This window comes from Microvirga sp. CF3062 (assembly GCF_036314045.1).
Classification (GTDB): Bacteria; Pseudomonadota; Alphaproteobacteria; order Rhizobiales; family Beijerinckiaceae; genus Microvirga.
Genome location: NZ_JAYGGN010000002.1, coordinates 375,009 through 399,428 on the forward strand (window position 1 = coordinate 375,009; position 24,420 = coordinate 399,428).

Genomic DNA, 24,420 nt, shown 5'->3' on the forward strand with positions numbered 1-24,420 from the left:
TATCATGACCAAGCCGACCACAATCGTGTTCGACATCGGCAATGTCCTGCTGCGCTGGGACCCGCGCAATCTCTACCGCACCCTCTTCGACAATGAGGCGGAGATGGAGTGGTTCTTGGGGAACGTCTGCACCCATGATTGGAACGTGGAGCAGGACCGGGGCCGCGACTGGGACGAGGCGGTGGCCCTTCTCGTCAAGGATCACCCGAAGCACGAGCCGCACATCCGCGCCTTCCACGAGCGCTGGCACGAGACCGTCTCCGGCGTGTTCGAGGACCATGTCGCCCTGCTGCTCCGCCTGCGCGAGGCGGGCGTGCCGAATTACTGCATCACGAACTTCTCCGGCCCGAAGTTCACCCTGGCGCAGGAGCGCTTTCCGTTCCTGGCGGGCTTCGACGGCATCATCGTCTCGGGCGACGAGCGCCTGCTGAAGCCAGATCCGGCCATCTACCACCTCCTGCTCGACCGCTACGGGCTCAAAGCGGAGGATTGTGTCTTCATTGACGATTCCAACCCCAATGTGGAGGCCGCTCGAAACGTGGGCATGCATGCGATCCACTGCGTGGAGCCCATCGATCTGGCGGCGGAGCTTCGGCACTATGGCTTTCCCGTCTGACAGCTTGCTCTCTTCAACGGCTTGAGCCATCAGGCGGCATGCGTTCGTTCGACACCTCCCTGCCCATCGATGCTGTCCTCGGCGACCTGACGGCGAGCCTGCGTGCGCGGCCGAATGCGGTCCTCGTGGCACCGCCCGGCGCGGGCAAGACCACGCGGGTGCCCCTGGTTCTGCTCGACGAGCCTTGGGTGAACGGCGGAAAAATCATTGTGCTGGAGCCGCGCCGCCTCGCGGCCCGTGCGGCGGCGGCCCGCATGGCGCAGACGCTCGGCGAAGCAGTGGGCGAGACGGTGGGCCTGCGCGTGCGCCTGGGCTCCAAGATCAGCCGCAGGACGCGCATCGAGGTGGTGACCGAAGGCGTCTTCGCCCGCATGATCCTCGACGATCCGGCGCTCGACGGCGTCGCAGCCGTCCTGTTTGACGAATTTCACGAGCGCTCCCTCGATGCGGATCTCGGCCTTGCCCTGGCTCTCGATGCGCAGGGAGGCCTGCGCGAAGACCTTCGTCTCCTCGTCATGTCTGCGACGCTCGACGGCGCGCGGGTGGCAAAGCTCTTGAGCGAAGCGCCCGTGGTCGAATCCGAAGGCCGGGCCTACCCGGTTGAAACGCGCTATCTCGGGCGCGATCCCAACCGCCGTATTGAGGAGCAGCTGGCGGATGCGGTGACGCGCGCACTTCGCGCTGAGAGCGGCTCCATCCTGGTCTTCCTGCCGGGCCAGGGGGAGATCCGCCGGGTCGAGACGCTTCTGCGCGAGCGCATCGCCGATCCCGCAATCGACATCGCGCCGCTCTATGGCGCGCTTGAGCGCGGCGAGCAGGATCTGGCGGTGAGCCCAGCAAAGCCCGGCCGGCGCAAGGTGGTGCTCGCCACCTCCATCGCCGAGACTTCGCTCACCATCGAGGGTGTGCGCGTGGTCATCGATTCAGGCCTTGCCCGCGTGCCGGTCTATGAGCCGAATATCGGCCTTACGCGTTTGGAAACCGTGCGCGTCTCTCGCGCCGCCGCCGACCAGCGCCGGGGCCGCGCGGGCCGCACCGAGCCGGGCGTCTGCTATCGGCTGTGGGAGGAGGCTGCAACTGGAGCGCTGGAGCCCTTCGGCCGGCCAGAGATTCTATCCGCCGACCTCGCACCTTTACTCCTCGACTGTGCCGCCTGGGGTGTTGCCGATCCGACGGCGCTTGCCTTTCTCGATATGCCGCCCGCACCTGCCCTGAAGGAGGCAAGAACGCTGCTTCTGGAACTCGGTGCGCTCGATGGCGACGGGCGCATCACCGATGTGGGGCGCCGCCTGCGCGACCTGCCGCTGCCGCCGCGATTGGCCCGCATGGTGCTGCTTGCCGGCGCGAGCGGTCAGGGGCGCGATGCGGCCAATGTCGCCGCCGTTCTTGTCGAGCGTGGCCTCGGCGGCGACGCGGCGGATCTGTCGGAGCGTGTCGAACGCTTCCGCCGCGACCGCTCCAAACGGGCCGAGGACATGCGGCGCATGGCGGATGGTTGGGCCAGAGGTAGCAACGGCTCGGCCAAGGGAGAGCCGCGCTCCATCGGCGCTCTGCTGACGCTGGCCTATCCCGACCGCCTCGCCAAGGCCCGTGGCAAGCCGGGCGAGTATCTCCTTGCCAATGGGCGCGGCGCCTCGCTCGAAGCGCATGAGCGGCTGGCGAAAGAGCCTTATCTGACCGTGGCCGAAATCGCCGGCGGCGCGGCCTCCGCCCGCATTCTGGCCGCGGCAGCCATTTCTCTGGAGGAGATTGAGGCGCTGTTCGGCCATACTATTGAGCAGCGCGACGAAGTCACTTTCGACCGGCAGGCGCGGGCTCTGCGGGCGCGGGGAGTTCGGCGCCTGGGTGCGCTGTTGCTGAACGAGCGGCCCCTGAAGGTTCCGCAAACGGAAGAGGCGGCGCGGGCGCTCGCCGAAGGAATGGTCTCGCTGGGGCTTGATGCTCTGCCCTGGTCGAAGGCACTGGCGCAATGGCGCGAGCGCGTGATGTTTCTGCGCCAAGCCGAGGGCGAGGAATGGCCGGACCTGACCGATGAGGCTCTGATGCGCACGGCGGATGAGTGGCTGGCGCCGCATCTCGTCGGCAGGAGCAGCCTCGGCGAGATCGGGCCCGATCTGTTGAGCGATGCCCTTCGCGGCCTGCTGCCCTGGAACCTGCAGCGGCGTCTCGATGCGGAGGCCCCCACCCATATCGAGGTGCCGACCGGATCGCAGATCCCTGTCGACTACGGAGCCGAGGAGGGCCCCGTTCTTGCCGTGCGGGTGCAGGAATTGTTCGGCCTCGACAAGCACCCAACCATCGCGGCCGGGCGCGTGCCGCTGATCCTGCATCTTCTCTCGCCGGCGCAGCGCCCGATCCAGATCACCCGCGATCTGCCGGGTTTCTGGCGCGGCTCCTGGGCGGCGGTGCGGGCCGACATGCGCGGGCAATACCCGAAGCATCCCTGGCCGGAGGATCCGCTCACCGCGCCACCGACGCGGCGTGCGAAGCCACGGGGGACGTGATTTCTGAGATTGCTTTCGTCACGGTTGTGTCGTGCGATCCGGAGGCGGGCTCCGCCCTCCACTCAGAACCATAGAACGACGAGGATCAGGACCACGACTGACACGCTGAGCGATGCCAGCCAGATCCGGGTCGTTCGTCCATGTTCGCGGATTTCGTCCCTCAGGTTCAGCTCGAGCTCTTCGAGGCGCCGGTAGAGGTTCTCCTGCCGCTGATCGAACAGCAGCCGCGTCTTCTCGTGCCCGTCCCGCGTTCCCTGAATCAGGATCTCCCAATACTCGCGGCGTTCTTTCTCGTTCGCCTCCCTGCGGGCTTGCGACTGCCGCTTGCGCTCTTCTGCTGAAAGTCGGGCCATCTCATCATTTCCAATTGGTCAAGGCATATCCATCGACGCGGTATGCAAAGCCGCCTGGGCACTAGCTCCGGAAGGACTCGATCAGCCGTCCCGCCGTGGCGCGGTTCAGTGCCATCGGAATGTCGTACACGAGGGCGAGGCGCATCAGCGCCTTCACGTCCACATCATGCGGATGCGGCGAGAGCGGATCGACGAAGAAGAACAGGGCGTCGATCCTGCCCTCCGCGATCAGCGCGCCGATCTGCTGGTCGCCGCCGAGCGGGCCGCTCTTCAGCCGCGTGACGGACAGCGAGGGGCAACGCTCCATCACCCGCGTGCCGGTGGTGCCGGTGGCGAAGAGGGTGAAGGGGCGCAGATCGTTCTCGTACAGGGCCACGAACGCGGCCATGTCGTCCTTCTTGGCGTCGTGAGCCACGAGCGCCAGCGTCAGTTGCTTCATGGGAGAGACAGCTCAATTGCTCCAGCGGTCACGCCACTGCATTTCGCCGGCCATGCAGTTGGTGCGCTGAGGGGACTGGATGCGGCTGATCAGGGACTGTCCGGGCATCAGGTTGGCAATCTCAAGCAGGATCTTGGTTTTGATCGCCTCGATGAACTGGTCGCGCTCCCGCACCGGAACGGTGAACGCGCCCTGGCCGCCGATCACGCAATCCTTGTAATAGACGTCGAGGTCCGGGATGTCGAGGTAGCCGGGCTGGCGCAGCATGATCGGCAGCCCGTTGATGGTGATGCCCTTGGCGAGCGCCGCATCGCGAGCTTCGATCACCAGTCGTCCCTGGTTGTTGGGCCCGTCGCCCGACACGTCGATAACCTGCCGTGTCGCGTTGAGGCCGCTTTCCTCCAGGAGCTTTACGCTGAAGTCGATGGCGCTGGAGATCGAGGTCCGCTGCGCCCGCCTAAGCGGCGTGGAGGCGATCCTGTCCGCGAAGGCCATCAGGCTCTCGGAGTTGTCGAGCACCGTCCAGGGGATGATCACCTTCTGATCCGGGGACCCCGCCCATTCCATGTAGGTTACGGCGATCCGGCCCAGCATGCCGCCCCGGATTGCGTCGTGGACGAGCTTGGAGCGGAAGGCCTGGGCAAAGCCTTCCCGCTGCAGGGCCTGCTCGTCCGTATCCATGGAAAAGGAGATGTCCACCGCGACCACGAGGGCGAGATCGACCTCGGTGTCGGTCTGGGCCTGAGCCGGGAGGGCAAGCAGCCCCCACAGGCAGACGAGCGCTGCGGCAAGGCGGGTAAAGCCGGAACAAACCATCGGAGTCTCCTGTGCGGGAGCCGGATTGGTCGGAAAAGTGTGCCAGCTTCTGGAACTAAGGCAAGGCTGCTCTTGGACCAGAGGGGAGCTTAAGAATGCTTACCCACGATTATAAGGGCCGCCTGGAAGGCAGCATCGGGGTCGAGATGCGTCGTATCGAGGGTCGCCGCATCGGCGGCGGCCTTGAGCGGGGCGGTGCTGCGGTTCATGTCGCGCTCGTCCCGGCGGCGGATGTCGTCGAGGATCGTCTCGTATTCCGCCTGCTCGCCGCGCCGCAGCAGTTCGAGGTGGCGGCGCCGTGCCCGCTCCTCGGGAGCCGCCGTGATGAAGAGTTTCACGTCCGCGCCCGGGCAGACCACGGTGCCGATGTCCCGCCCGTCGAGCACGGCGCCCGGATTCTGCCCGCTGAACTGGCGCTGGAAGGCCAGCAGCGCGTCGCGCACCGGCTGATAGGCAGACACCACCGAGGCGGCTTCGCCCATGGCGGCGCCCCTGAGACGGGAATCGTCGTCCAGGTGCGAGACGTCCAGGTTCTGCGCCACCTCGGCGGCCGCATCCCTGTCGGCGAGGGGCACGTCCCGGTCCATGAGCACACGGGCGACCGCCCGGTAGAGCAGGCCGGTGTCCAGATGGGCGAAGCCATAATGCTCCGCGAGGCGCTTGCCCAGGGTGCCCTTGCCGGAAGCCGCTGGGCCGTCGATGGCGATGATCATGGGCGGGATCAATCCTGGATCGTGGCGCCGAGCTCCCGCATGAGCGGGATGAAGGTGGGAAAGCTCGTGGCGATCATGGCGCCGTCATCCACGGTCATCGGCTCCTGGCTCGCCAGCCCCATGACCAGGAACGCCATGGCGATGCGGTGGTCGAGATGGGTTGCTACCGGATGGCCGCCGCCCCGAACCTTGCCCTTGGAGCCATGGACGATCAGGTCGTCGCCTTCGATCTCATACGTGACGCCAGCTTCCTTGAGACCAGCCGCCACGGCTGCCAAGCGGTCGGATTCCTTGACGCGAAGCTCATGCAAGCCCTGCATCCGGGTCGTGCCTTCGGCGAAGGAGGCCGCGACCGCCAGGATCGGGTATTCGTCGATCATGGCCGGGGCGCGGGCGTGGGGAACGATCACGCCGGTGAGGCGGCTGTGCCGGACGCGCAGGTCCGCCACCGTCTCGCCGCCCTCGTCGCGCTCGTTCAGGCGCTCGATTGCAGCGCCCATCTCGATCAGCGTGGTGATGAGGCCGGTGCGGAGCGGATTCATCATCACACCCTCGAGCACCACGTCAGAGCCTGGGGTGATCAGGGCCGCCACCAGGGGGAAGGCAGCGGAAGAGGGGTCGGTCGGCACCACGATGTCCGTGCCGCGCAGCTCCGGCTGGCCCTGCAGGGTGATGGCGCGGCCATCAGTGCCGTGGGGAGCAACCTCCACGCTCGCCCCGAAATGGCGCAGCATCCGCTCCGTATGGTCGCGGGTCGCTTCGCGCTCGATGACCGTGGTCCGACCCGGCGAGTTGAGGCCGGCAAGCAGGATGGCCGACTTGATCTGGGCCGAGGCGGCGGGCGTCTCGTAGGTGATGGGAAGCGTCTCGCGGGGGCCGCGCAGGGTCAGGGGCACCCGCCCGCCCTCGGCTTCGCTCACCACGGTCACGCCCATCTTCGCCAACGGGTCGAGAATGCGCCGCATGGGGCGCTTTCTCAGGGAGGCGTCGCCGTCGAAGGTCGAGGTGATCGGGTGGCTGCCGGCCACGCCCATCATGAGGCGCGAACCGGTGCCCGCATTGCCGAAATCGAGAATGTCCCTGGGCTCGGTCAGCCCGCCGATGCCGACGCCAATGACCCGCCAGCGGCCCGGACCCTCGCGGGTGATGGTGGCGCCGAGCGCCCGGCAGGCCTCGGCCGTGCGCAGCACATCGTCCCCCTCCAGCAGGCCCTCCACCCGGGTTTCGCCGATGGAGAGGAGCCCGAAGATCATGGAGCGGTGGGAGATCGACTTGTCGCCGGGAACGCGGATTCGCCCTTTCAGGGGCGTTCCGGACCGGCTGGCGACCGGGGACGGCGTTCCGTGCGCGTGCGACATCGTGTTTAAGTTCCTCGAGCCTTCTCGTCAGGGCGGGCTCCTAACACGGGGTTTTCCCGCCGTCACGCGCAAGCTGGATCAAGCTCGGCCCTTGCCGCTGCAATTTCCTATTTGACAAGCCATGCCCTGCCGACTAACGGAGCCTTCCCAACCGTCCACTTCCAAAGGCAATCACCCGTGGCCAAACCGGAACTCGGCTTGAAGCGCCAGTGCATGAGCTGCGGCGCGAAATTCTACGATCTCAACAAGGACCCGGCCGTCTGTCCGAAATGCGGCACCGTGTTCCAGGCAACTGCCCTGACCCGGGTTGCCGCTCCCGTGGCGGCCCGCGCCGCTGCCGTGGTCGACGACGATGAGACCGAACTCGAGGTGGCCGGGCCGGAGATGGTCTCCCTCGACGAGGTCGAAGCTGACGAGAACGAGAAGGACGTCCCGGTCGATGACGACGTCGACGTAGCCGACGACGTTGCCGATGACGACACCTTCCTCGAGGACGAGGAAGAGGGCGACGACGACGTGTCCGACCTGATCGACAGCGATCTGGAAGACGACGAAGAGGCTTGAACCTCGGATCGGAGGCGACTATAGAGACGCCTCCGATTTCAAAAGAAACCACCGCGGTACCCCACACACCGCGGATCGGATGGGGCCATAGCTCAGCTGGGAGAGCGCTTGCATGGCATGCAAGAGGTCGGCGGTTCGATCCCGCCTGGCTCCACCAAATCTTTCCAAGAGGCCGCCTTCGGGCGGCTTTTTTGTTGGCGGCATTCTTTTCTCCGCCCTTCGTCTCATGGAAAGGGCGCTCATCTTCATTTTTAGTCTCCCCGCCTTAAGCTAAGGGCAGGATCTTCAAATCCACCGAAAGCGGGAACGATGACGCGCATCCAGACGAACGGCCTCCAGGTCGCCCCGGTTCTTCATGAATTCATCGAGCGGGAGGCGGTGGCCTATACCGGCGTATCGGCGGATGCCTTCTGGAAGGGGCTGGCCGGCCTCGTGAAGGAGTTCGCCCCGCGCGACCGCGAACTGCTTGCCATCCGCGACAAGCTCCAGGCGCAGATCGATGAGTATCACCGCGCCAGGAAGGGCCAAGCCTTCGATCAGGCTGGCTACGAGCAGTTCCTGCGCGAGATCGGCTACGTGCTGCCGGAGCCTGAGGATTTTGCGGTCCGGACGCAGAACGTGGACGACGAGATCGCCCGCATTGCCGGCCCGCAGCTCGTGGTGCCGGTGTCGAACGCCCGCTATGCGCTGAACGCCGCCAATGCCCGCTGGGGCAGCCTCTATGACGCCCTCTACGGCACCGATGCCATTCCGGAGGAGGGTAATGCCACCCGCTCGGGCGGCTACAACAAGGCTCGCGGCGCCAAGGTCGTGGCCCGCGCCCGCGAGGTGTTGGACCAGGCGGCGCCCCTGGCAGGCGGCAGCCACAGGGATGCGGCGTCCTACACGATCCAGGGCACTGCCCTCATCGTCACGCTTCGGGATGGCACCGAGACAGGCCTTGCCGACCCGGCCCAGTTCGTCGGCTACCAAGGCGACGCGGCAAGTCCCTCATCCGTGCTGCTTCGCCGCAACAACCTGCATCTCGACATCCGGATCGACCGCTCGCATGCCATCGGCGCCGAGGACCCGGCAGGCATCGCCGACGTGGTGATGGAATCGGCAGTCTCCACCATCATGGACCTGGAAGACTCGGTCGCCGCCGTCGATGCGGACGACAAGGTCGAGGTCTATCGCACCTGGCTTGGGCTGATGAAGGGCGACCTTGTCGAGAGCTTCGAGAAGGGTGGGCGTATTGTCGAGCGCCGTCTCAACCCGGACCGGGTCTATACGAGCGTGAATGGCGGCGAGATTTTTCTGCATGGACGCAGCCTCATGCTGGTGCGCAATGTGGGCCACCACATGTTCACCGATGCGGTGCTGGACGAGAACGGCGAGGAGATTCCTGAGACCATCCTCGATGCGGCCATCACCTCGCTCATCGCCATTCACGATCTGAAAGGGGCGGGCTCCTTGCGCAACAGCCGCGCGGGCTCGGTCTATATCGTGAAGCCCAAGATGCACGGGCCGGACGAGGTGGCGTTCGCCAACGATCTCTTCGCCGCCGTCGAGAGCATGCTGGATCTTCCCCGCAACACCCTCAAGATGGGCATCATGGACGAGGAGCGGCGCACCTCCGTCAACCTCAAGGCCTGCATCCATGCGGCGGCCGAGCGTATCGTGTTCATCAACACGGGCTTCCTCGACCGCACGGGCGACGAGATCCATACCTCGATGGAAGCAGGCCCCATGATCCGCAAGAACGACATGAAGTCGACCGCGTGGATCAAGGCCTACGAGGACAACAACGTGGATGTGGGCATGCTCTGCGGCCTGCCCGGCAAGGCACAGATCGGCAAGGGCATGTGGGCCGCGCCCGACAAGATGGCCGACATGCTCACCCAGAAGATCGGCCACCCGCAGGCCGGCGCCACCACCGCCTGGGTGCCGTCGCCCACCGCCGCGACGCTGCATGCGCTGCACTACCATCAGGTGAGCGTGCCGGCGCGTCAGGAGGAGCTAAAGACGCGTTCCCGTGCCAAGCTCTCGGACATCCTGACCATCCCGGTGTCGCAGTCCAACTGGGCACCCGATGCCGTGCAGCAGGAGCTCGACAACAACTGCCAGGGCATTCTCGGCTATGTGGTGCGCTGGATCGACCAGGGCGTCGGCTGCTCGAAGGTGCCAGACATCCACGATGTCGGTCTGATGGAAGACCGCGCCACCTTGCGCATCTCGAGCCAGCACCTCGCCAACTGGCTGCACCACGGCATCGTCGGCCAGGATCAAGTTATGCAGACCCTGCGCCGCATGGCCGAAGTGGTGGACAGGCAGAATGCCGGCGATCCGCTCTACCGACAGATGGCGCCTGACTTCAAAGGTCCTGCCTTCCAGGCCGCCTGTGACCTAGTCTTCAAGGGCGCGGAGCAGCCCAACGGCTACACCGAATACGTGCTGCACGAGCGTCGCCGCGAGGCGAAGGCCGCTGGTGCACCGGATCGCATCGACGAGAGCGGCGTCAGAACGCAGTAAAAGGGAAGGGCGCCGAAATGACGGCGCCCTTTTCAGTCGTGCGATACAGGAGAGAGCGCATCGACCGTGCCGCCGATCAGGTTACGACTGAGAAGATGCTCCGTCGTCAGACTGTAGCGCACGGGAGTGAGATGCGTCGGCAGCGACGTGATCCAATCCTTCAGCTGTCGCGCAGCCGCCACAGCCTCATCCCGCTCCACAGCCTTGAAGCGCACCTTTGTGCCTGGACGCATCTGCGCGAAACGGGAGAGATCGGCGCTGATTACGGTGGCGATCTTTGGATAACCGCCCGCCGTCTGGCGGTCGCGCATCAGCACGATGGGCTGGCCGCTGCCCGGCACCTGGATATGGCCGTCGACGATCCCGTCCGACACGATGTTGAAGCCCTTGGCATGCTCGAGCTTGGGGCCGGTGAGCTGAAAGCCCATCCGGTCGGCCTGCGGGCTGATGGTGAATTCACTTTCCAGAAGCAAACAAATGCTTTCCGGCGTGAAGTAATCGTCCTGCGGCCCCAGCATGACCCGAAGAGGGCCGGTCTCCTCAAGAACGTCCACACTCAGCTGCATCGGCTCACCCGCCTGAGCCTCGGGCCGACAGGGCAGGCGGTTCCCTGCCTGGAGCGGCGCCCCTTTCAGGCCGCCGAGGCGGGAGCGCAGATGGAACGACAGGCTTCCCAGCTGCGGCTCGACCGCGGGGCCGCCTGCCACCGCCAGATAAGCGAAGGTGCCGGTGCGCGGATGTCCGACCTCTAAGGCTTGGCCTTCCTTCAGCACGAAGGAGGTCAGAGGCGGGACAGGCGTGCCGTCGATGCTGACGGACGCACCCGCACCGGCGATGGCCAGGTGCAGATCGCCGCCCTCAGCAGTGAAGGCGCCGCCGAGATTGACGAACTCGATCGCTCCCGTGTCAGGAGGATTGCCGACGAGCGCATTCGCCATCGCCAAGGCGCGACGATCCATGGCGCCGGAGGGCGAGACGCCGAAGCCCTGATAGCCGATGCGGCCGCGATCCTGCAGGGCGGTCATGGGGCCGCAGGATTTCACCACGAGGTCGATCATGGGCGAACCTCCTCGGCCACCGGCTCGCCGGCCTGCACGGCCTTCTCCATCGCGTCCCAGCGCGAGGCATCGACGGGTTCGAAGACGATCTCATCGCCGGCCGCGAACAGGAAAACCGGATCGCGCTCCGGTGCGTAGGGCCTAACAGGCGTCAGGCCGAGATTGTGCCAGCCGCTCGGCATGTCCATCGGCGCGATACCGGCCTGCTCGCCGCCGATCATGATGGTGCCGGCGGGAATTTTTGCCCGAGGATGAAGCCTGCGCGACGTGGCGATCCGCTTGTCGAGGCCGCCGAGATAGGTGAAGCCCGGCAGGAAGCCGATCATATAGATGCGGTAGATCGCCGACGAATGGATGTCGATCACCTGGGTGAGTGTCAGGCCATGGATCCCTGCCACCTCCTCCAGGTCGCTCCCATATTCGCCGCCATAGACCACCGGCACGCGCCAGCGACGGCCCACCGCATGGCGGGGCGCGAGATCCTTCGTCTCCTCATCGAGGAGCTTCACAAGAGCATCGTAGTTGGTCGCCGCCGGATCGAACTGGATGGTCAGAGAGCGATAGGTCGGCACCGTCTCGATCAGCCCGGCAGGAGCGCGGGCGCGGACGATCTCGTCGAGAGCCAGGACCATGGCGTTGAGGGCGGGGTCGATCGTGCTCCCGAACTCGACCGTCAGGGCGCTGTCGCCGCAGGGAAGAATCTTTGGTGTTGGCACCACGCCCCCATCGCGTTGTCGAAAGGCATCCGATCCATCTCATATCGGCGCCTGCCAGACAACGGTGGGTAAGGCGAAAGGGACATGCGCCCGGCACATGGGCGAGGTGGTGTGGGGCACCTGTCTCTCATGCTCCTTTTTGCTAGGCTCTCCTCCAACTCGTCCTTTGTGCTATTCCACCTGCCATGTGATGCCTGAGCCCAGGCCCAAGCGGAGAAGACCATGACCTTGACATCGAAGACAGCTGTCGTCACCGGCTCGACCAGCGGCATCGGCCTGGCCATTGCCCGCGCGCTCGCCAAGGAAGGCGCCAACATCGTCCTCAATGGATTGGGTGACGAGGCCGAGATCGAGAAGACCCGTGCGGGGATCGAGAGCGAGTTCGGCGTCAAGGCGGTCTATTCACCGGCCAACATGCTGAAAAGCGACGAGATCGAGGAGATGGTCCGGCTCGGCGAGCGCACCTTCGGCAGCGTCGACATTCTGGTCAACAATGCAGGCATCCAGTTCGTCTCGCCGGTGGAGGACTTTCCGGTCGAGAAGTGGGACCAGATCATCGCCATCAATCTCACGTCGGCCTTCCACGCCATCCGCGCCGCCGTGCCGGGCATGAAGGCGCGCAAGTGGGGTCGCATCATCAACACGGCCTCGGCCCATTCCCTCGTGGCCTCGCCGTTCAAGTCAGCCTATGTGGCGGCCAAGCACGGCATTGCGGGTCTCACCAAGACGGTGGCTCTGGAGGTAGCGACTCACGGCATTACGGTGAACTGCATCAGCCCCGGCTATGTCTGGACGCCGCTCGTGGAGCGGCAGATTCCCGACACCATGAAGGCGCGCGGATTGACCAAGGAACAGGTGATCAACGACGTGCTTCTCGAGGCCCAGCCCACCAAGCAGTTCGTCACCGTCGATCAGGTGGCGGGGCTCGCCGTGTTCCTGTGCTCGGACGCCGCAAGTCAGATGTCCGGCGCCAACCTGTCGATGGATGGCGGCTGGACGGCGAAGTAATTTTTTCTGACCGTCATCCCGGACGGCGAAGCCGATCCGGGATCGTGAGCAGGATAAAGCGCACTCCCTCTCCCTGAGGGAGAGGGTTGGGGTGAGGGGTGAGTGTCCTGTCCGAATAGACCTGTAACCCCTCACCCGCGCCTCCGGCGCGACCTCTCCCACAAGGAGAGGTGAAGACAGCGTCATCCTGGTCTTACGATCCCGGATCTCCGCTGCGCTCCGTCCAGGATGACGGGAAGCCTCACCCCCTCGCGAACGCGTCCGTCGCTTCGATGAGATGATGCGTGATGCCGGGCTCGCTCACCGCGTGGCCCGCATCCGGCACCATGATGAACTGCGCCTCGGGCCAGGCCTTGTGCAGGTCCCACGCGGTCTTGGGCGGCGTGGCCATGTCGTAGCGGCCCTGGATGATCACGCCCGGGATGCCTTTCAGCCTATGGGCGTTGCGGATGAGCTGTCCGTCCTCGAACCAGCCCTCGTTGACGAAGTAGTGGTTCTCGATCCGCGCAAAGGCGATGGCGTAGTGCTCGTCGCCGAACTGGTCACTGTATTCCTGATTGTGCAGCAGCGTGATCGTCTCGCCCTCCCACAGGCTCCAGGCCCGCGCGGCTTTGGCCTGCACGGCCGGATCCGGATCGATCAGGCGCTTGCGGTAGGCCGCCATCATGTCGCCGCGCTCCGCCTCCGGGATCGGCGCGAGGAAGCCTTCCCATTTGTCGGGGAAGATCCACGAGGCGCCTTCCTGGTAGTACCAGAGCAGCTCCGAGCGACGTAAGGTGAAGATCCCACGCAGAACGAGTTCGGTGACGCGCTCAGGGTGCGTCTCGGCATAGGCGAGCGCCAGGGTCGAGCCCCACGAGCCGCCGAACACCATCCACTTGTCCACACCGATCATTGTGCGCAGCCGCTCGATATCGGCCACGAGATGCCAGGTAGTGTTGGCCTCTAGACTTGCATAGGGCGTGGAGCGTCCGCAGCCGCGCTGATCGAACAGCAGGATGCGGTACTTCTCCGGATCGAAGAGCCTGCGCTGGGTCGGCGTGCAGCCGCCGCCCGGGCCGCCATGCAGGAAGACCACGGGCTTTCCCTGCGGATTGCCGCACAATTCCCAATAGACCCGGTGTCCGTCGCCGACATCGAGCATGCCGTGATCATAGGGCTCTATTTCGGGGTAGAAACTGCGCATGGCTGAGGGCTCCTGCAGAGGGAGCTCATCCATAGCCGGGGGAGCGGCTCCTGTCAGCATGGCCATTGATTCTTAAGCCGGCTTTCAAACCCCTAGCGCGTCGTTCAACTGTCATATAGTTTTGCAACTGGGGAACATGGGTAAAAGCCCAACCACACTGGAGGACGATAATGTTGACGAAACGCGCCAGCTTGAAGCTGGCAACCGCCCTTGCCGCTCTCATGGTCGTCGGATCGGCGGAAGCCGCCGAGAAGCTGCGGCTCCTGACCTGGTCGGGCTATGCGCCGGCCGATGTCGTGGCGCAGTTCACGAAGGAAACCGGGATCGAGGTCGAAGTGACGACCTCGAACAACGAGGAGATGATCTCCAAGCTGCGCGCAACGCAAGGCGCAGGCTTCGATCTCGCCCAGCCGAGCCAGGACCGCATCGCCGGCCCGCAGGCCGAGTTCGGCATCTACAAGCCGCTCGATCTGTCCAAGCTCAAGTCCGACCAGTTCATCGCCTCCATGCTCGAGGCCACCAAGAAGAACACCACCACTGAGGGCAAGGTCTACGGCGTTCCCCATATCTGGGGCACGGATGGCCTGGTCGTGAACACCAAGGTCGCGTCCAAGGTGGCGGATTACAACGATCTCTGCGATCCGGCTCTGGCCGGCAAGACCAGCTTCCGCGCCAAGCGCCCCGCGCTGATCGCCTTCGCCTTCGCCAACGGCATGGATCCCTTCGCGGCCTATGGCGATGCAAAGGCCTATGCGGCCCTGATGGACAAGGTCGGCGCCAAGCTCGCCGAGTGCAAGAAGAACGTGAAGTTCTTCTGGGAGGGCTCGGATCAGCTCCTCAATGCGGTGCGCTCCGGCGAGGTCGCTGCCGCCATGGCCTGGGATACAGGCGGATGGAAGCTCAACGCCGAAAACCCGGACATGAAGTTCATCGCGCCGAAGTCCGGCGCGCTCGGCTGGGTCGACACCTTCGCGATCCCCGCCAAGGGCCGCAATGACGATGCCGCATACAAGTGGATCAACTTCAACATGCGTCCGGAAATTGCCGCGAAGGTCGCGGCTGCCGCCGGCAACTTCACGGCCTCGAACGGCGCCGACAAGCTCATGCAGGGCAAGCTGAAGGATCAGTTCGCCGAGAGCTTCCCGAAGGCGGCCATCGACAGCATCCGGTGGTACCCGGCAGTGCCGGCGGGCCTCGAAGAGATCGAGGGCAAGGTTCTCGACCGCCTGAAGGCCGGTTCGTAAACCTCATCGTAATGGTTCGTCGTCCCCCGGCTTCCGGGGGACGACTCTTTGTATCGGCAGCGTCATGGCCTCTTCGACCGATCTCGACATCGTCAACGTCACCAAGCGCTTCGGCTCGCATGCCGCCGTCGACGACGTAAGTTTCAGCGTCGCCCCCGGCGAGTTCTTCTCGATCCTTGGCCCTTCCGGCTGCGGCAAGACCACCCTGATGCGCATGATCGCGGGGTTCGAGCATCCGACCTCAGGCGACATCCGCATACGCGGGAAATCGATGATCGGCGTTCCGGCCAACAGGCGCCCGGTCAACATGGTATTCCAGAGCCTAGCACTCTTTCCTATGATGACCGTCGGCGAGAACGTGGCCTATGGGCTGACCTGCCGCGGCGTGTCCCGCGCAGACGCCGAGCAGCGCGCGAGCCGCATACTGGAGCGTGTGGGCCTCAAAGGTTTCGGAGAGCGCCGTGTGACGGCGCTCTCGGGCGGCCAGCGGCAGCGCGTGGCGATTGCCCGCTGTCTCGTTCTGGATCCCACCCTTGTGCTCCTCGACGAGCCGCTGGGCGCCCTCGATCTCAAGCTGCGCGAGCACATGAAGATCGAGCTCAAGCAGCTGCAGGGCACGTTCAACACCACGTTCGCCTACATCACGCATGACCAGTCCGAAGCGCTCGTCATGTCAGACCGCATCGCGGTGATGAACCAGGGCCGGTTCGAGCAGGTGGGAAGCCCGCGCGAACTCTACCACAACCCGGCAACGCCGTTCGTGGCGAGCTTCGTCGGCGAGACGAACCGGTTGCAGGGCGAGGCGGCACAGGCTTCCAATGGCGCGATTGCTGTGCGGCTTTCATCCGGAGCCGTGGTGCAGGGGCAGGGGAGTGCAGCCGCAAAGGCGGCGCTCGCCTTCATCCGTCCCGAGGCTGTCGCCCTGGCACAGGATCCCGCATCGCTTGGCAATCTCCCCAACCGCTTCGAAGGACGAATTTCAGCCGTGCTATTTGATGGCGCCGCTTCGAGCCTTCTCATCGACACGACCGGCTTCGAGCAGCCGATCCGTGCCGTGCTGCCGCAAGTTGGTCCGCTCGCCGGCATCGAGGTTGGCGCGCCGGTGCATCTGGGCTGGACGGCGGATTCCATGAAGGTGTTCGCCGCATGATTGCGAAGCCCGCGCAGCGCCTCACGCTCTTCCTGCTGCTCGCTCCTGCGATCCTGTGGCTCGGGCTGCTCATCGTGCTGCCGCATGTGGAGATCCTCGTCCTCTCCTTCAGCGAGCGTGTGGCGCCGCGGGTCTATGCCTTCGGCTTCGGCAATTATCTCGAATTCTTCACCGAGCCGCTCTACTGGCGCACCTTCGCGCGCACCGCCTTCATGTCGATCCTGGTCACGGCGCTCACCCTCGTGCTCGCCTTTCCCATCGCCCTCTACATCGCCCGCGTGGCTCAAGGCCGCCTCAAGGCCATGCTGCTGCTGCTCTGCCTGCTGCCGTTCTGGGTGTCGGAGCTGGTGCGCACGCTCGGCTGGATGATCCTGCTGCGCGAGACCGGCGTGATCTCCTATGCACTGCGCTCCATCGGTCTCGCAAACCAGCCGGTCGAGCTTCTCTACAATGACGGCGCGGTGATCCTCGGCCTCGTCTATGGAGGGCTTCTCTTCATGATCGTGCCGCTCGCTAATGCGCTGGAAAGCCTGGAGCCCGCCGTCGTCGAGGCCGGATACGATCTCGGCGGCAGCCGCTGGACCGTGCTGCGCCGGATCGTCATTCCCCACGCCATGCCCGGCATCGTGGCGGGCTCGATCATCGTGTTCATGCTCACAATCGGCAATTTCGCCACGCCGGTGCTGCTCGGCGGCAAGAACGGGCTGTGGTTCACCGAGCAGATCTACGCCCAGTTCATCACGCGCTTTAACTGGCCCCAGGGTGCCGCCTTCGGCATGCTGCTCCTGCTGCTGTCCTCGGCCATCGTGTGGCTGGGTCTGCGCCTGACGGGCCAGAGCCTCGGCACCACCCTGAAGCAGGCATGACGTCATGAACCGTCCGTCCCTCGCCTGGAAATTTTACATCGCGGCGTTCTACCTGTTCCTGTTCGCGCCGCTGCTGGTCGTGGCGATCTTCGCCTTCAACGCGAGCCCGTTCCCGTCGCCGCCCTGGCGCGGCTTTACGCTCGAATGGTTCACCGGTTCCGGCGCGGTCGTCGGCAAGCCCGGCGTGCTGATGGATCCGATCTGGCTCGAGAGCATCGGCAACAGCTTCAAGGTCGCCATTCCGGTGGCGCTGCTGGCCGTGCTCCTCGGCACGGTCAATGCCTGGGTGCTGGAGCGTGCCGAGTTTCGCGGCAAGACCTTCGTGGCCATGATGATGCTCTGGCCGCTCGTTATCCCCGGCGTGGTGCTCGGCATCTCGATCCTGGCCTTCTTCTCGCGCGTGGCGAACGGGCTCGAAGACTGGCTTCAGACCGATCTCGATCTTCTACGCCCCGGTCTGTCGCTTGTGGTGCTGGGGCAGCTCTCCTTCATCCTCACCATCGCGACGCTCATCATCGCAGCGCGCCTGCGCAAGTTCGACCGCTCGCTGGAGGAAGCCGCCTTCGATCTCGGCGCCAGCCGCGCCCGGGTTCTGCGCACCGTCACGCTGCCGTTCTTGCGCCCCGCGCTTATCGGCGCCGGGCTCGTGGCGCTGCTCATGTCCTTCGAGAACTTCAACACGACCCTGATGCTCGTGGGCTCCGAGGCGCCGCTGCCGATCGCCATGTATGGCCAGATGCGCGAAGGCGCATCGCCGGCCATCAACGCGGTCAGCCTGCTGCTCATGCTCGGCGTTGGCGGCATCGCAAGCGTGTTTGCGCTCACGTCGAAGACGGAGCGGTAAGTTACCCGTCACACGTCATCACCGGCCTTGTGCCGGTGATCTCGATTGGAAAGGCGCCGCACTCTTCAAAACGAGATGGCCGGGACAAGCCCGGCCATGACGGAAGAAGGAGCGCCGAGCTTCCGAAGCGATCACCATCCCCAGGTGCGCTCCAGAACGTTCACCCAGTTCTCGTAGCAGAGCTTTCGCAGGGTCGCCTCGTCGTAACCGTGGCGGCGCATGGCGTCGACGAGGCGGGGCAGGCCGCGCACGTCGCCGATCTCAGCCGGGATGGTTGCGCCGTCGAAGTCCGAGCCGAAGCCGACGCCGTCCACGCCCACGTGCTCGATCAGGTGATCCATGTGGCGGATCATCTCTTCCAGCGGTGTATCGTCGTTGCGCATTCCGTCGGGGCGGATGAAGGAGGTGGCGAAGTTCACGCCCACCATGCCGCGGCTCTCGCGGATCGCGCCGAGCTGCTTGTCGGTCAGGTTGCGCGAGTGTTTGCAGATCTCCCAAGCATTGGAATGGGTAGCGACGAGGGGTGCGTCCGAGAGGCGCGCCACATCCCAGAAGCCCTTCTCGTTCAGGTGCGATAGATCAATCATGATCTTGAGGCGGTTGCAGGTGCGCACCAGCTCGATGCCGCGATCAGTGAGGCCCGGCCCTGTGTCGGGCGTCGAAGGATAGCGGAACGGCACGCCGTGGCCGAAGATGTTCGGGCGGCTCCAGACCGGACCGATGGAGCGCAGGCCGCTCTCGTAGAGCACGTCGAGCATGTAGAGATCGGGATCGATCCCTTCCGCACCCTCGATGTGCAGGATCGCCGCGAGCTTGCCGGTGTCGATGCAGTGACGGATGTCGGCCGTAGTGCGGCAGATCTTCACCTCGCCCTTCGAGGCGCGCTCGATGCGGATCAGGAGCGCGGCCATGTGCGCCGTCACCTGCTGGCTGGTCGGGAGCGCCAACGGGGAGGAGAGGGGCACATCGTATTGGGAGTGAGTCATCAGCTCATTCACATCGATGCCCACGCTCTCGGACGGCACATATACGGCGAAGAACCCGCCGACGAAGCCACCCTGCTTCATGCGCGGCCAATCAAGGTGGCCGATATCATCGCCTTCCAGGAAAGCCTGCTCGGGTTGAATCTTGCCGCGCATCAGGCGCAGCAATACGTCGTTGTGACCATCGAAGACAGGCATCAGAGAAGAACGGGACATGGTTTCACATCAAAATGGTTGGCGGAAAATGAGTAGTTATGCGGCAGGAGCCCGGACCGGTTGCGGCGCAACCCGCGTGAAGCCCTGGCTCGCCTGGATCAGGGCCTGCGTATAATCGTTCGAGGCTGCACCCGAACGCAGGGCTGCCGAAGCCGTTTCCTCCACGGCCTCGCCGTTGCGCATGACGAGCAGGCGCTCGCACAGATGGGCAACCACTGCGAGGTCGTGGCTGACCAGGATATAGGTCAACCCTAAGCGCCGGCGCAGGTCGTCGAGCAGATTCAGGATCTCGGCCTGCACGGAGGCGTCGAGCGCGGAGGTCGGCTCGTCGAGGAGCAGCACTTTCGGCCGCAGGATCAGCGCGCGGGCGATGGCGATGCGCTGGCGCTGGCCGCCGGAGAGCTGGTGGGGATAGCGAAAGCGGAAGGAGGGGCCGAGGCCCACCTCGCGCAGAGCCTGAAGGATGCGCGCCTCCGCATCCTTCTCGCCATGGATTGCGAGGGGCTCGGAGAGCGTACGGTCAACCGTGTGACGCGGATGCAGCGAGGCATAAGGGTCCTGAAAGACCATCTGGACCGTGCGATAGAAGGCCTTGCCTCGTGGCGAGGTGACTTCCTTGCCCTCCACGACCACACGGCCGCTGGTGATCGGCGCAAGGCCGCAGATGGCGCGCAGCACGGTCGACTTGCCGGAGCCGGATTCGCCCACGAGCCCATAGGCAGCGCCGGGCTCCACATGGAAGCTCACGTTCTTGGCCGCATCGACCCGGAGGCGGCCCGTTCCATAAACGACTTGGAGGTTCTGTATATCGATCATCGAATCTGTCACAGCGCCCATGCGGGATCGCGGTTCAGGGTGGGCAGCGGACGAACGTCGTCCGCGAGCATCGGCAGGCAGCGCATGAGGCCCTGCGTATAGGGGTGCTTGGCCTCCCGCAGATTCTTCGCTTCCAGCTCCTCGACCACGCGGCCGGCATACATCACCAGCACCCGGTCGCAGAAGGAGGAGACAAGCTTGAGATCGTGCGAGATGAAGATCAGGCCCATGCCGCGCTCCGAAACAAGCTCGTCGAGGATGCGCAGCACCTCCATCGAGACCGTCACGTCGAGCGCCGAGGTCGGCTCGTCGGCAATGAGCAGGTCGGGGTCGGTCACGAGCATCATGGCGATCATGGCGCGCTGCCCCATGCCGCCGGAGACCTCGTGCGGGTAGAGCGCGAAGACGCGACCGGGATCGCGCATCTTCACGGCTTCCAGCATGGCCAGCGCCTTGTCGCGGGCCTCCGCCTTGCTGGCCCTCACATGAGCTCGGTAGGCCTCGATGATCTGCTCGCCGATGGTCATGACCGGGTTGAGCGAATATTTCGGGTCCTGCATGACCATGCTGATGCGTCCGCCGCGCAGGGTTCGCAGCGTGCGCTTCGAGGCGGTTTGCAGGTTGATACCGTCGAAGGCAAGGCGCTTGGCCGTCACCTCGCCGGGCGGCGGTGTAAGCCCGAGAATGGCGCGGCCCGTCTGCGATTTGCCGGAGCCCGACTCGCCCACGATGCCGAGGCGTTCGCGGCCGAGCTGGAAGGACACGCCGCGCACCGCTTCCACAATGCCGGTGCGGAGGTGAAAACGGACGCGCAGATCTTCGACGTCGAGAAGCGGCTTCGTCATTTGGCGGCCTTCGGATCGAGAACGTCGCGCAGGCCGTCGCCAAGCAGGTTGAAGCCGAGGCTCACCACGAAGATCGCGATGCCCGGCATGGCGGCGACCCACCATTGGTCGATGAGGTAGTTGCGGCCCGTGGCCACCATGGCGCCCCATTCGGGCATCGGCGGCTGCGCGCCGAGGCCGAGGAAGCCGAGGCCCGCCGCCGTGAGGATGATGCCGGCCATGTCGAGCGTCACGCGCACGATCAGCGAGGACAGGCACAGCGGCACCACATGGCCCAGAATGATGCGCGGCGTGGACGCGCCCTGGAGCTTCACGGCCGCGATGAAATCGCTGTTGCGGATCATCATCGTCTCGGCGCGCGCGATACGGGCGTAAGGCGGCCAGGAGGTGATCGCGATCGCGATGATGGCGTTCTCGATGCCTGGGCCCAAGGCCGCCACGAAGGCGAGCGCCAGGATGAGGCGCGGGAAGGCCAGGAAGATGTCGGTGATGCGCATCAGCACCGTGTCGACCCATCCGCCGAGATAGCCGGAGACGGTGCCGACCAGAAGCCCGATGGGGGTTGCGATCAGGGCCACCAGCACGACTACGAAGAGCGTGATGCGTGAGCCATGGATCACCCGGGAGAAGATGTCGCGAGCCTGATCGTCCGTGCCGAACCAGTAGGTTTCGCTCGGCGGCAGGAGACGCTGCGTGCGCAGGTCCCCGCCGGCGACCGGCGAGTAGGGCGCGATGACATCGGCGAAGATCGCCATGAGGATCAGCAGCAGGACAATGCCGAGACCAACGACAGCGAGCGGATTCCGGGAGAAGGCGCGCCAGCCGAGATAGAAGCGGCCGAGCCGTGCCTGCCAGCGGGAATGCGGCTCTGCGGAGAGCAGCCAGGCACGCATACCGGAAGGCTCGGAAGCCAGTGGGAGAGGGGCGCCGGTCATATCAGCGGGTCCTCGGATCGAGCAAGCGGTAGAGCAGGTCGGAGACGAGATTGAGCAGCACGAAGACGGTCCCGATCACCAGGGTTCCGCCGAGCACCGCGTTCATGTCCGCGTTTTGCAGCGAATTGGTGATGTACTGGCCCAGACCCGGCCACGCGAAGATCGTCTCGGTGAGCACGGAGCCTTCGAGCAGGTTGGCATAGGACAAGGCGATCACGGTCACAAGCGGGACGGCTGCATTGCGCAGGGCATGGCGCCAGATCACACGCATCTCGGACAGGCCTTTTACGCGTGCTGCGATCACGTATTCCTGCGCCAGCTCGTTGAGCATGAACGAGCGCGTCATGCGGCTGATATAAGCCAACGAAAAATAGCCGAGCAGGCAGGCAGGCAGGATCACATGGGACACTGCGTTCCAGAACGCATCCCACTGTCCCTGCATGGCCGTATCGAGAAGCACGATGTTGGTGACCGGCGTGTAGAGATACGAATAGGTCACGTCGATGCGGCCCGGCCCTGCCACCCAGCCGAGCTTGGCATAGAAGACCAGCAGGCCCATGAGGCCAAGCCAGAAAATCGGAATGGAGTAGCCGGCAAGGCCCAGCACACGTACGAACTGGTCGATGAAGCTGCCGCGTTTGACGGCGGCGAGGATGCCGAGCGGGATGCCGATGATGACGCCGATGAGAGTGCCGAGGGTGGCAAGTTCCAGCGTCGCGGGAAACGTATTGGCGATATCGGTCATCACCGGATTGGTGGTGAGAACCGAGTTGCCGAAATCGCCGGTGACGGCCTTCTTCAGATAGATCCAGAACTGCTGAATGAGAGGCAGATCGAGGCCGAGTTCCTGGCGGACGCGTTCGTAAACCTGCGCAGGAGCCCGGTCGCCCACGATGGCGATCACAGGGTCGATGGGGACGACGCGGCCGATGAAGAAGGTGACGGCGGCAAGGCCGAGGAGCGTCGTCATCAGGACGATGACGAACTGGGCGACGTTCTTAAGGGAGGAGCGGAGAGCACTTGCGTGCCCTCCGCCCCGGTTCATGACTGCTGAAACCATTGAAGCGTCAGTTCTTCTTCGCTTGGGAGACGTCGTTGTCGCTGAAGGACGGGCCGAGGATGAAGTTGTCCACGTTCTTGCGCACGGCGGCGACTTCCGTCTGCTGCAGGAAGATCACGAACGGGCCGTCGTCGGAAACCGACTTCTGCAGTTCCTTGTACATCTGCGCGCGCTTTTCGCCATCACGCTCCATCACGGCAGCGCGGGTCTTGGCGGTCAGTGCACCCGGATCCCAGGCATTGCGCCAGGCAAGGGGCTTGGCCTTCGCATTGTCCGAGTTGTCGTCATTCGCCGCGAAGGTATCGGCATTGGAGTTCGGGTCCTGATAATCCGAGCCCCAGTTGCCGATATAGATGTCGTGCTGGCGGGCGCGGTACTTGGTCAGGGCCTGCTTGGAGTCCATCGGCAGGATTTCCAGCTTGATGCCGGCCTGAGCGAAGGTCTGCTGCATCGCCTGGGCAACGCCGGTGATCTCGGCGGTGGAACGGGTATCCATCGTGACCGAGAAGCCGTCCTTCAGGCCAGCCTTGGCGAGGAGTTCCTTCGCCTTGGCGACGTCGAGCTTGTAGGGGTTGGAGGCCTCGGCGCCAAGATAGCCCTTGGGCAGGAAGTTCTGGTGAACGTCGCCCTTGTTCTTCATGATCGTGTCGGCGATCGCCTGGTAGTCGACGAGGTACTTCAGGGCCTGCCGAACCTCGGGCTTGGCCAGGTTCGGGTTCTTCTGGTTCAGGCCGAGATAATAGACCGTTCCCTTCGGGCCGCTCTGGATCTTGATGTCCGGGTTCTTGGACACCGCGGCGATCTCTTCCGGGTTCAGGCTGCGAGCCACGTCGATGTCGCCCTTCTCGAGCAGCAGGCGCTGGCTTGCGGTCTCCTTGATATGGCGGAAGATCACGCGGGCAAGCGGTGCCGGCTTCTCGTAGTTCGGGTTGCGCTCGAGAACGAGGACCTCGTTGGCCTTCCAGTCGCGCATGATATAGGGGCCGGAGCCGGCATACTTGGTCTTGAGCCAGTTATAGCCGTAGTCGCCGTCCTTCTCGTTCTGGACGAGAACCTTCTTCTCGACGATCGACGCAACCGAGTTGCCGAGGCAGTAGAGCACCAGGGTCGGCGCATAGGCCTTGTCGACCTCAAAGGTCATCTCAAGCGGGCCGGTCTGCTTGACCTTGTCCTTCACGTTGTCCTTCGTCAGGCCGAACTGGCCGAGGATGAAGGCGGGCGACTTGTCGAGCGACACGGCCCGGTGGAGCGAATAGACCACGTCCTCGGCGGTGATGGGGCTGCCCGAGGCGAACTTCTTGTTCGGCTTGATCTTGAACGTGAAGGTCTTGCCGTCCGGGGAGACGGTCCAGGACTCGGCGACCTGTCCGGAGATCTTGGACACGTCCTTGATGTCGTAGGAGATCAGGCGCTCATAGGTGTTGCCGATGATCTCGGAGGCGCTGAACTCGAACACCTCGGCGGGGTCGAGCGAGATGATGTCGTCGCTCTGCCAGGCCTGGACGAGGGTGTCGGCTGGCGTGGCTGCCTGAACGGCAGCGAAGGAGGTCGCCATCACGGTGACCATGGCAGCAGATAGGATAATTTTCGGAAGACTTTTCATAGGCCAGTTCCCTTGC

At 64.7% G+C, this 24,420-nt stretch carries 23 protein-coding genes and 1 tRNA gene; 10 read left to right on the forward strand and 14 right to left on the reverse strand.

Annotation, left to right across the window (positions count from 1 at the left end):
* The first annotated feature begins 4 nt into the window (after positions 1-4).
* Positions 5-616, forward strand: a complete 612-nt coding sequence (locus VB618_RS05230; protein WP_329795507.1) for an HAD family hydrolase — start codon at positions 5-7, stop codon at positions 614-616.
* Positions 617-654: 38 nt separating this feature from the next.
* Positions 655-3,120, forward strand: a complete 2,466-nt coding sequence (gene hrpB, locus VB618_RS05235; RefSeq protein WP_329795508.1) for an ATP-dependent helicase HrpB — start codon at positions 655-657, stop codon at positions 3,118-3,120.
* A gap of 62 nt (positions 3,121-3,182) precedes the next feature.
* Here the strand turns inward: hrpB and VB618_RS05240 are convergent, their stop codons facing one another.
* The 5 genes from VB618_RS05240 to aroA form a co-directional block, all read right to left on the reverse strand.
* Complete coding sequence (locus VB618_RS05240; protein ID WP_329795509.1) at positions 3,183-3,473, reverse strand: hypothetical protein; 291 nt, start codon at positions 3,471-3,473, stop codon at positions 3,183-3,185.
* A gap of 61 nt (positions 3,474-3,534) precedes the next feature.
* Positions 3,535-3,912 (reverse strand): methylglyoxal synthase, encoded by a 378-nt coding sequence (locus VB618_RS05245; RefSeq protein ID WP_329795510.1) that lies wholly within the window; start codon positions 3,910-3,912, stop codon positions 3,535-3,537.
* A gap of 12 nt (positions 3,913-3,924) precedes the next feature.
* Positions 3,925-4,728 carry a DUF1194 domain-containing protein gene (locus tag VB618_RS05250; RefSeq protein WP_329795511.1) on the reverse strand — a complete coding sequence of 268 codons (804 nt, stop codon included), beginning with the start codon at positions 4,726-4,728 and terminating at the stop codon, positions 3,925-3,927.
* A gap of 89 nt (positions 4,729-4,817) precedes the next feature.
* Complete coding sequence (gene cmk, locus VB618_RS05255; protein ID WP_329795512.1) at positions 4,818-5,441, reverse strand: (d)CMP kinase; 624 nt, start codon at positions 5,439-5,441, stop codon at positions 4,818-4,820.
* A gap of 8 nt (positions 5,442-5,449) precedes the next feature.
* On the reverse strand, positions 5,450-6,799 hold the full coding sequence (gene aroA, locus VB618_RS05260; protein ID WP_329795513.1) for a 3-phosphoshikimate 1-carboxyvinyltransferase: 1,350 nt from the start codon (positions 6,797-6,799) through the stop codon (positions 5,450-5,452).
* A gap of 177 nt (positions 6,800-6,976) precedes the next feature.
* Between aroA and VB618_RS05265 the strand changes: the two genes are divergently transcribed.
* From VB618_RS05265 to VB618_RS05275, 3 genes are all read left to right on the forward strand, one after another.
* Positions 6,977-7,363 (forward strand): TIGR02300 family protein, encoded by a 387-nt coding sequence (locus VB618_RS05265; protein WP_329795514.1) that lies wholly within the window; start codon positions 6,977-6,979, stop codon positions 7,361-7,363.
* A gap of 81 nt (positions 7,364-7,444) precedes the next feature.
* Positions 7,445-7,520 (forward strand) — tRNA-Ala (locus VB618_RS05270).
* 152 nt (positions 7,521-7,672) lie between these two features.
* The gene (locus tag VB618_RS05275) at positions 7,673-9,874 is read left to right on the forward strand and encodes a malate synthase G (protein WP_329795515.1); all 2,202 of its coding nucleotides are present in this window, start codon (positions 7,673-7,675) and stop codon (positions 9,872-9,874) included.
* A 32-nt stretch (positions 9,875-9,906) separates the two neighbouring features.
* Here the strand turns inward: VB618_RS05275 and VB618_RS05280 are convergent, their stop codons facing one another.
* Both VB618_RS05280 and pxpB read right to left on the reverse strand, forming a co-directional pair.
* Complete coding sequence (locus VB618_RS05280; protein WP_329795516.1) at positions 9,907-10,932, reverse strand: biotin-dependent carboxyltransferase family protein; 1,026 nt, start codon at positions 10,930-10,932, stop codon at positions 9,907-9,909.
* Positions 10,929-11,648, reverse strand: a complete 720-nt coding sequence (gene pxpB, locus VB618_RS05285; protein ID WP_329795518.1) for a 5-oxoprolinase subunit PxpB — start codon at positions 11,646-11,648, stop codon at positions 10,929-10,931. The genes VB618_RS05280 and pxpB overlap by 4 nt, the downstream gene beginning before the upstream one ends.
* A 222-nt stretch (positions 11,649-11,870) precedes the next feature.
* On the opposite strand from pxpB, the gene VB618_RS05290 reads away from it, so the two are divergent.
* A complete protein-coding gene (locus VB618_RS05290) occupies positions 11,871-12,656 on the forward strand; it encodes a 3-hydroxybutyrate dehydrogenase (protein ID WP_329795520.1) in 786 nt (261 codons plus the stop codon).
* Positions 12,657-12,897: 241 nt separating this feature from the next.
* On the opposite strand, the gene pip is transcribed toward VB618_RS05290, so the two are convergent.
* A complete protein-coding gene (gene pip, locus VB618_RS05295) occupies positions 12,898-13,842 on the reverse strand; it encodes a prolyl aminopeptidase (protein ID WP_329795522.1) in 945 nt (314 codons plus the stop codon).
* A 170-nt stretch (positions 13,843-14,012) separates the two neighbouring features.
* On the opposite strand from pip, the gene VB618_RS05300 reads away from it, so the two are divergent.
* The 4 genes from VB618_RS05300 (at position 14,013) to VB618_RS05315 (ending at position 17,946) form a co-directional block, all read left to right on the forward strand.
* A complete protein-coding gene (locus tag VB618_RS05300) occupies positions 14,013-15,086 on the forward strand; it encodes an extracellular solute-binding protein (protein ID WP_329795524.1) in 1,074 nt (357 codons plus the stop codon).
* Between the two features lie 64 nt (positions 15,087-15,150).
* The gene (locus tag VB618_RS05305; protein ID WP_329795526.1) at positions 15,151-16,236 is read left to right on the forward strand and encodes an ABC transporter ATP-binding protein; all 1,086 of its coding nucleotides are present in this window, start codon (positions 15,151-15,153) and stop codon (positions 16,234-16,236) included.
* A complete protein-coding gene (locus VB618_RS05310; RefSeq protein WP_329795527.1) occupies positions 16,233-17,102 on the forward strand; it encodes an ABC transporter permease in 870 nt (289 codons plus the stop codon). Before VB618_RS05305 ends, VB618_RS05310 begins: the two co-directional genes overlap by 4 nt.
* A gap of 4 nt (positions 17,103-17,106) precedes the next feature.
* A complete protein-coding gene (locus tag VB618_RS05315; RefSeq protein WP_329795528.1) occupies positions 17,107-17,946 on the forward strand; it encodes an ABC transporter permease in 840 nt (279 codons plus the stop codon).
* Positions 17,947-18,077: 131 nt separating this feature from the next.
* On the opposite strand, the gene VB618_RS05320 is transcribed toward VB618_RS05315, so the two are convergent.
* The 6 genes from VB618_RS05320 to VB618_RS05345 form a co-directional block, all read right to left on the reverse strand.
* Complete coding sequence (locus tag VB618_RS05320; RefSeq protein ID WP_329795530.1) at positions 18,078-19,145, reverse strand: dipeptidase; 1,068 nt, start codon at positions 19,143-19,145, stop codon at positions 18,078-18,080.
* A 36-nt stretch (positions 19,146-19,181) separates the two neighbouring features.
* Positions 19,182-19,961 carry an ABC transporter ATP-binding protein gene (locus tag VB618_RS05325; protein ID WP_329795532.1) on the reverse strand — a complete coding sequence of 260 codons (780 nt, stop codon included), beginning with the start codon at positions 19,959-19,961 and terminating at the stop codon, positions 19,182-19,184.
* 8 nt (positions 19,962-19,969) lie between these two features.
* Entirely contained in the window at positions 19,970-20,806 is an 837-nt protein-coding gene (locus tag VB618_RS05330) for an ABC transporter ATP-binding protein (protein WP_329795533.1), read from the reverse strand.
* A complete protein-coding gene (locus VB618_RS05335; protein WP_329795534.1) occupies positions 20,803-21,741 on the reverse strand; it encodes an ABC transporter permease in 939 nt (312 codons plus the stop codon). Before VB618_RS05335 ends, VB618_RS05330 begins: the two co-directional genes overlap by 4 nt.
* Position 21,742: 1 nt before the next feature.
* Positions 21,743-22,711: an ABC transporter permease gene (locus tag VB618_RS05340; protein ID WP_442931695.1), complete on the reverse strand. Its 969-nt coding sequence runs from the start codon at positions 22,709-22,711 to the stop codon at positions 21,743-21,745.
* Positions 22,712-22,808: 97 nt separating this feature from the next.
* Positions 22,809-24,404: an ABC transporter substrate-binding protein gene (locus VB618_RS05345; protein ID WP_329795535.1), complete on the reverse strand. Its 1,596-nt coding sequence runs from the start codon at positions 24,402-24,404 to the stop codon at positions 22,809-22,811.
* Positions 24,405-24,420: the final 16 nt, after the last annotated feature.

Bases quoted from the DNA above. Each gene is read 5' to 3' on its own strand.
- VB618_RS05305 (WP_329795526.1), top strand. From the start codon at position 15,151: ATGGCCTCTTCGACCGATCTCGACATCGTCAACGTCACCAAGCGCTTC.
- VB618_RS05280 (WP_329795516.1), bottom strand. From the start codon at position 10,932: ATGATCGACCTCGTGGTGAAATCCTGCGGCCCCATGACCGCCCTGCAG.
- aroA (WP_329795513.1), bottom strand. From the start codon at position 6,799: ATGTCGCACGCGCACGGAACGCCGTCCCCGGTCGCCAGCCGGTCCGGA.
- VB618_RS05315 (WP_329795528.1), top strand. From the start codon at position 17,107: ATGAACCGTCCGTCCCTCGCCTGGAAATTTTACATCGCGGCGTTCTAC.
- hrpB (WP_329795508.1), top strand. From the start codon at position 655: ATGCGTTCGTTCGACACCTCCCTGCCCATCGATGCTGTCCTCGGCGAC.
- VB618_RS05345 (WP_329795535.1), bottom strand. From the start codon at position 24,404: ATGAAAAGTCTTCCGAAAATTATCCTATCTGCTGCCATGGTCACCGTG.
- VB618_RS05310 (WP_329795527.1), top strand. From the start codon at position 16,233: ATGATTGCGAAGCCCGCGCAGCGCCTCACGCTCTTCCTGCTGCTCGCT.
- VB618_RS05320 (WP_329795530.1), bottom strand. From the start codon at position 19,145: ATGTCCCGTTCTTCTCTGATGCCTGTCTTCGATGGTCACAACGACGTA.
- pip (WP_329795522.1), bottom strand. From the start codon at position 13,842: ATGCGCAGTTTCTACCCCGAAATAGAGCCCTATGATCACGGCATGCTC.
- VB618_RS05335 (WP_329795534.1), bottom strand. From the start codon at position 21,741: ATGACCGGCGCCCCTCTCCCACTGGCTTCCGAGCCTTCCGGTATGCGT.
- cmk (WP_329795512.1), bottom strand. From the start codon at position 5,441: ATGATCATCGCCATCGACGGCCCAGCGGCTTCCGGCAAGGGCACCCTG.
- VB618_RS05240 (WP_329795509.1), bottom strand. From the start codon at position 3,473: ATGGCCCGACTTTCAGCAGAAGAGCGCAAGCGGCAGTCGCAAGCCCGC.
- VB618_RS05300 (WP_329795524.1), top strand. From the start codon at position 14,013: ATGTTGACGAAACGCGCCAGCTTGAAGCTGGCAACCGCCCTTGCCGCT.
- VB618_RS05330 (WP_329795533.1), bottom strand. From the start codon at position 20,806: ATGACGAAGCCGCTTCTCGACGTCGAAGATCTGCGCGTCCGTTTTCAC.
- VB618_RS05290 (WP_329795520.1), top strand. From the start codon at position 11,871: ATGACCTTGACATCGAAGACAGCTGTCGTCACCGGCTCGACCAGCGGC.
- VB618_RS05245 (WP_329795510.1), bottom strand. From the start codon at position 3,912: ATGAAGCAACTGACGCTGGCGCTCGTGGCTCACGACGCCAAGAAGGAC.
- VB618_RS05340 (WP_442931695.1), bottom strand. From the start codon at position 22,711: ATGACGACGCTCCTCGGCCTTGCCGCCGTCACCTTCTTCATCGGCCGC.
- VB618_RS05275 (WP_329795515.1), top strand. From the start codon at position 7,673: ATGACGCGCATCCAGACGAACGGCCTCCAGGTCGCCCCGGTTCTTCAT.
- VB618_RS05325 (WP_329795532.1), bottom strand. From the start codon at position 19,961: ATGATCGATATACAGAACCTCCAAGTCGTTTATGGAACGGGCCGCCTC.
- VB618_RS05230 (WP_329795507.1), top strand. From the start codon at position 5: ATGACCAAGCCGACCACAATCGTGTTCGACATCGGCAATGTCCTGCTG.
- VB618_RS05250 (WP_329795511.1), bottom strand. From the start codon at position 4,728: ATGGTTTGTTCCGGCTTTACCCGCCTTGCCGCAGCGCTCGTCTGCCTG.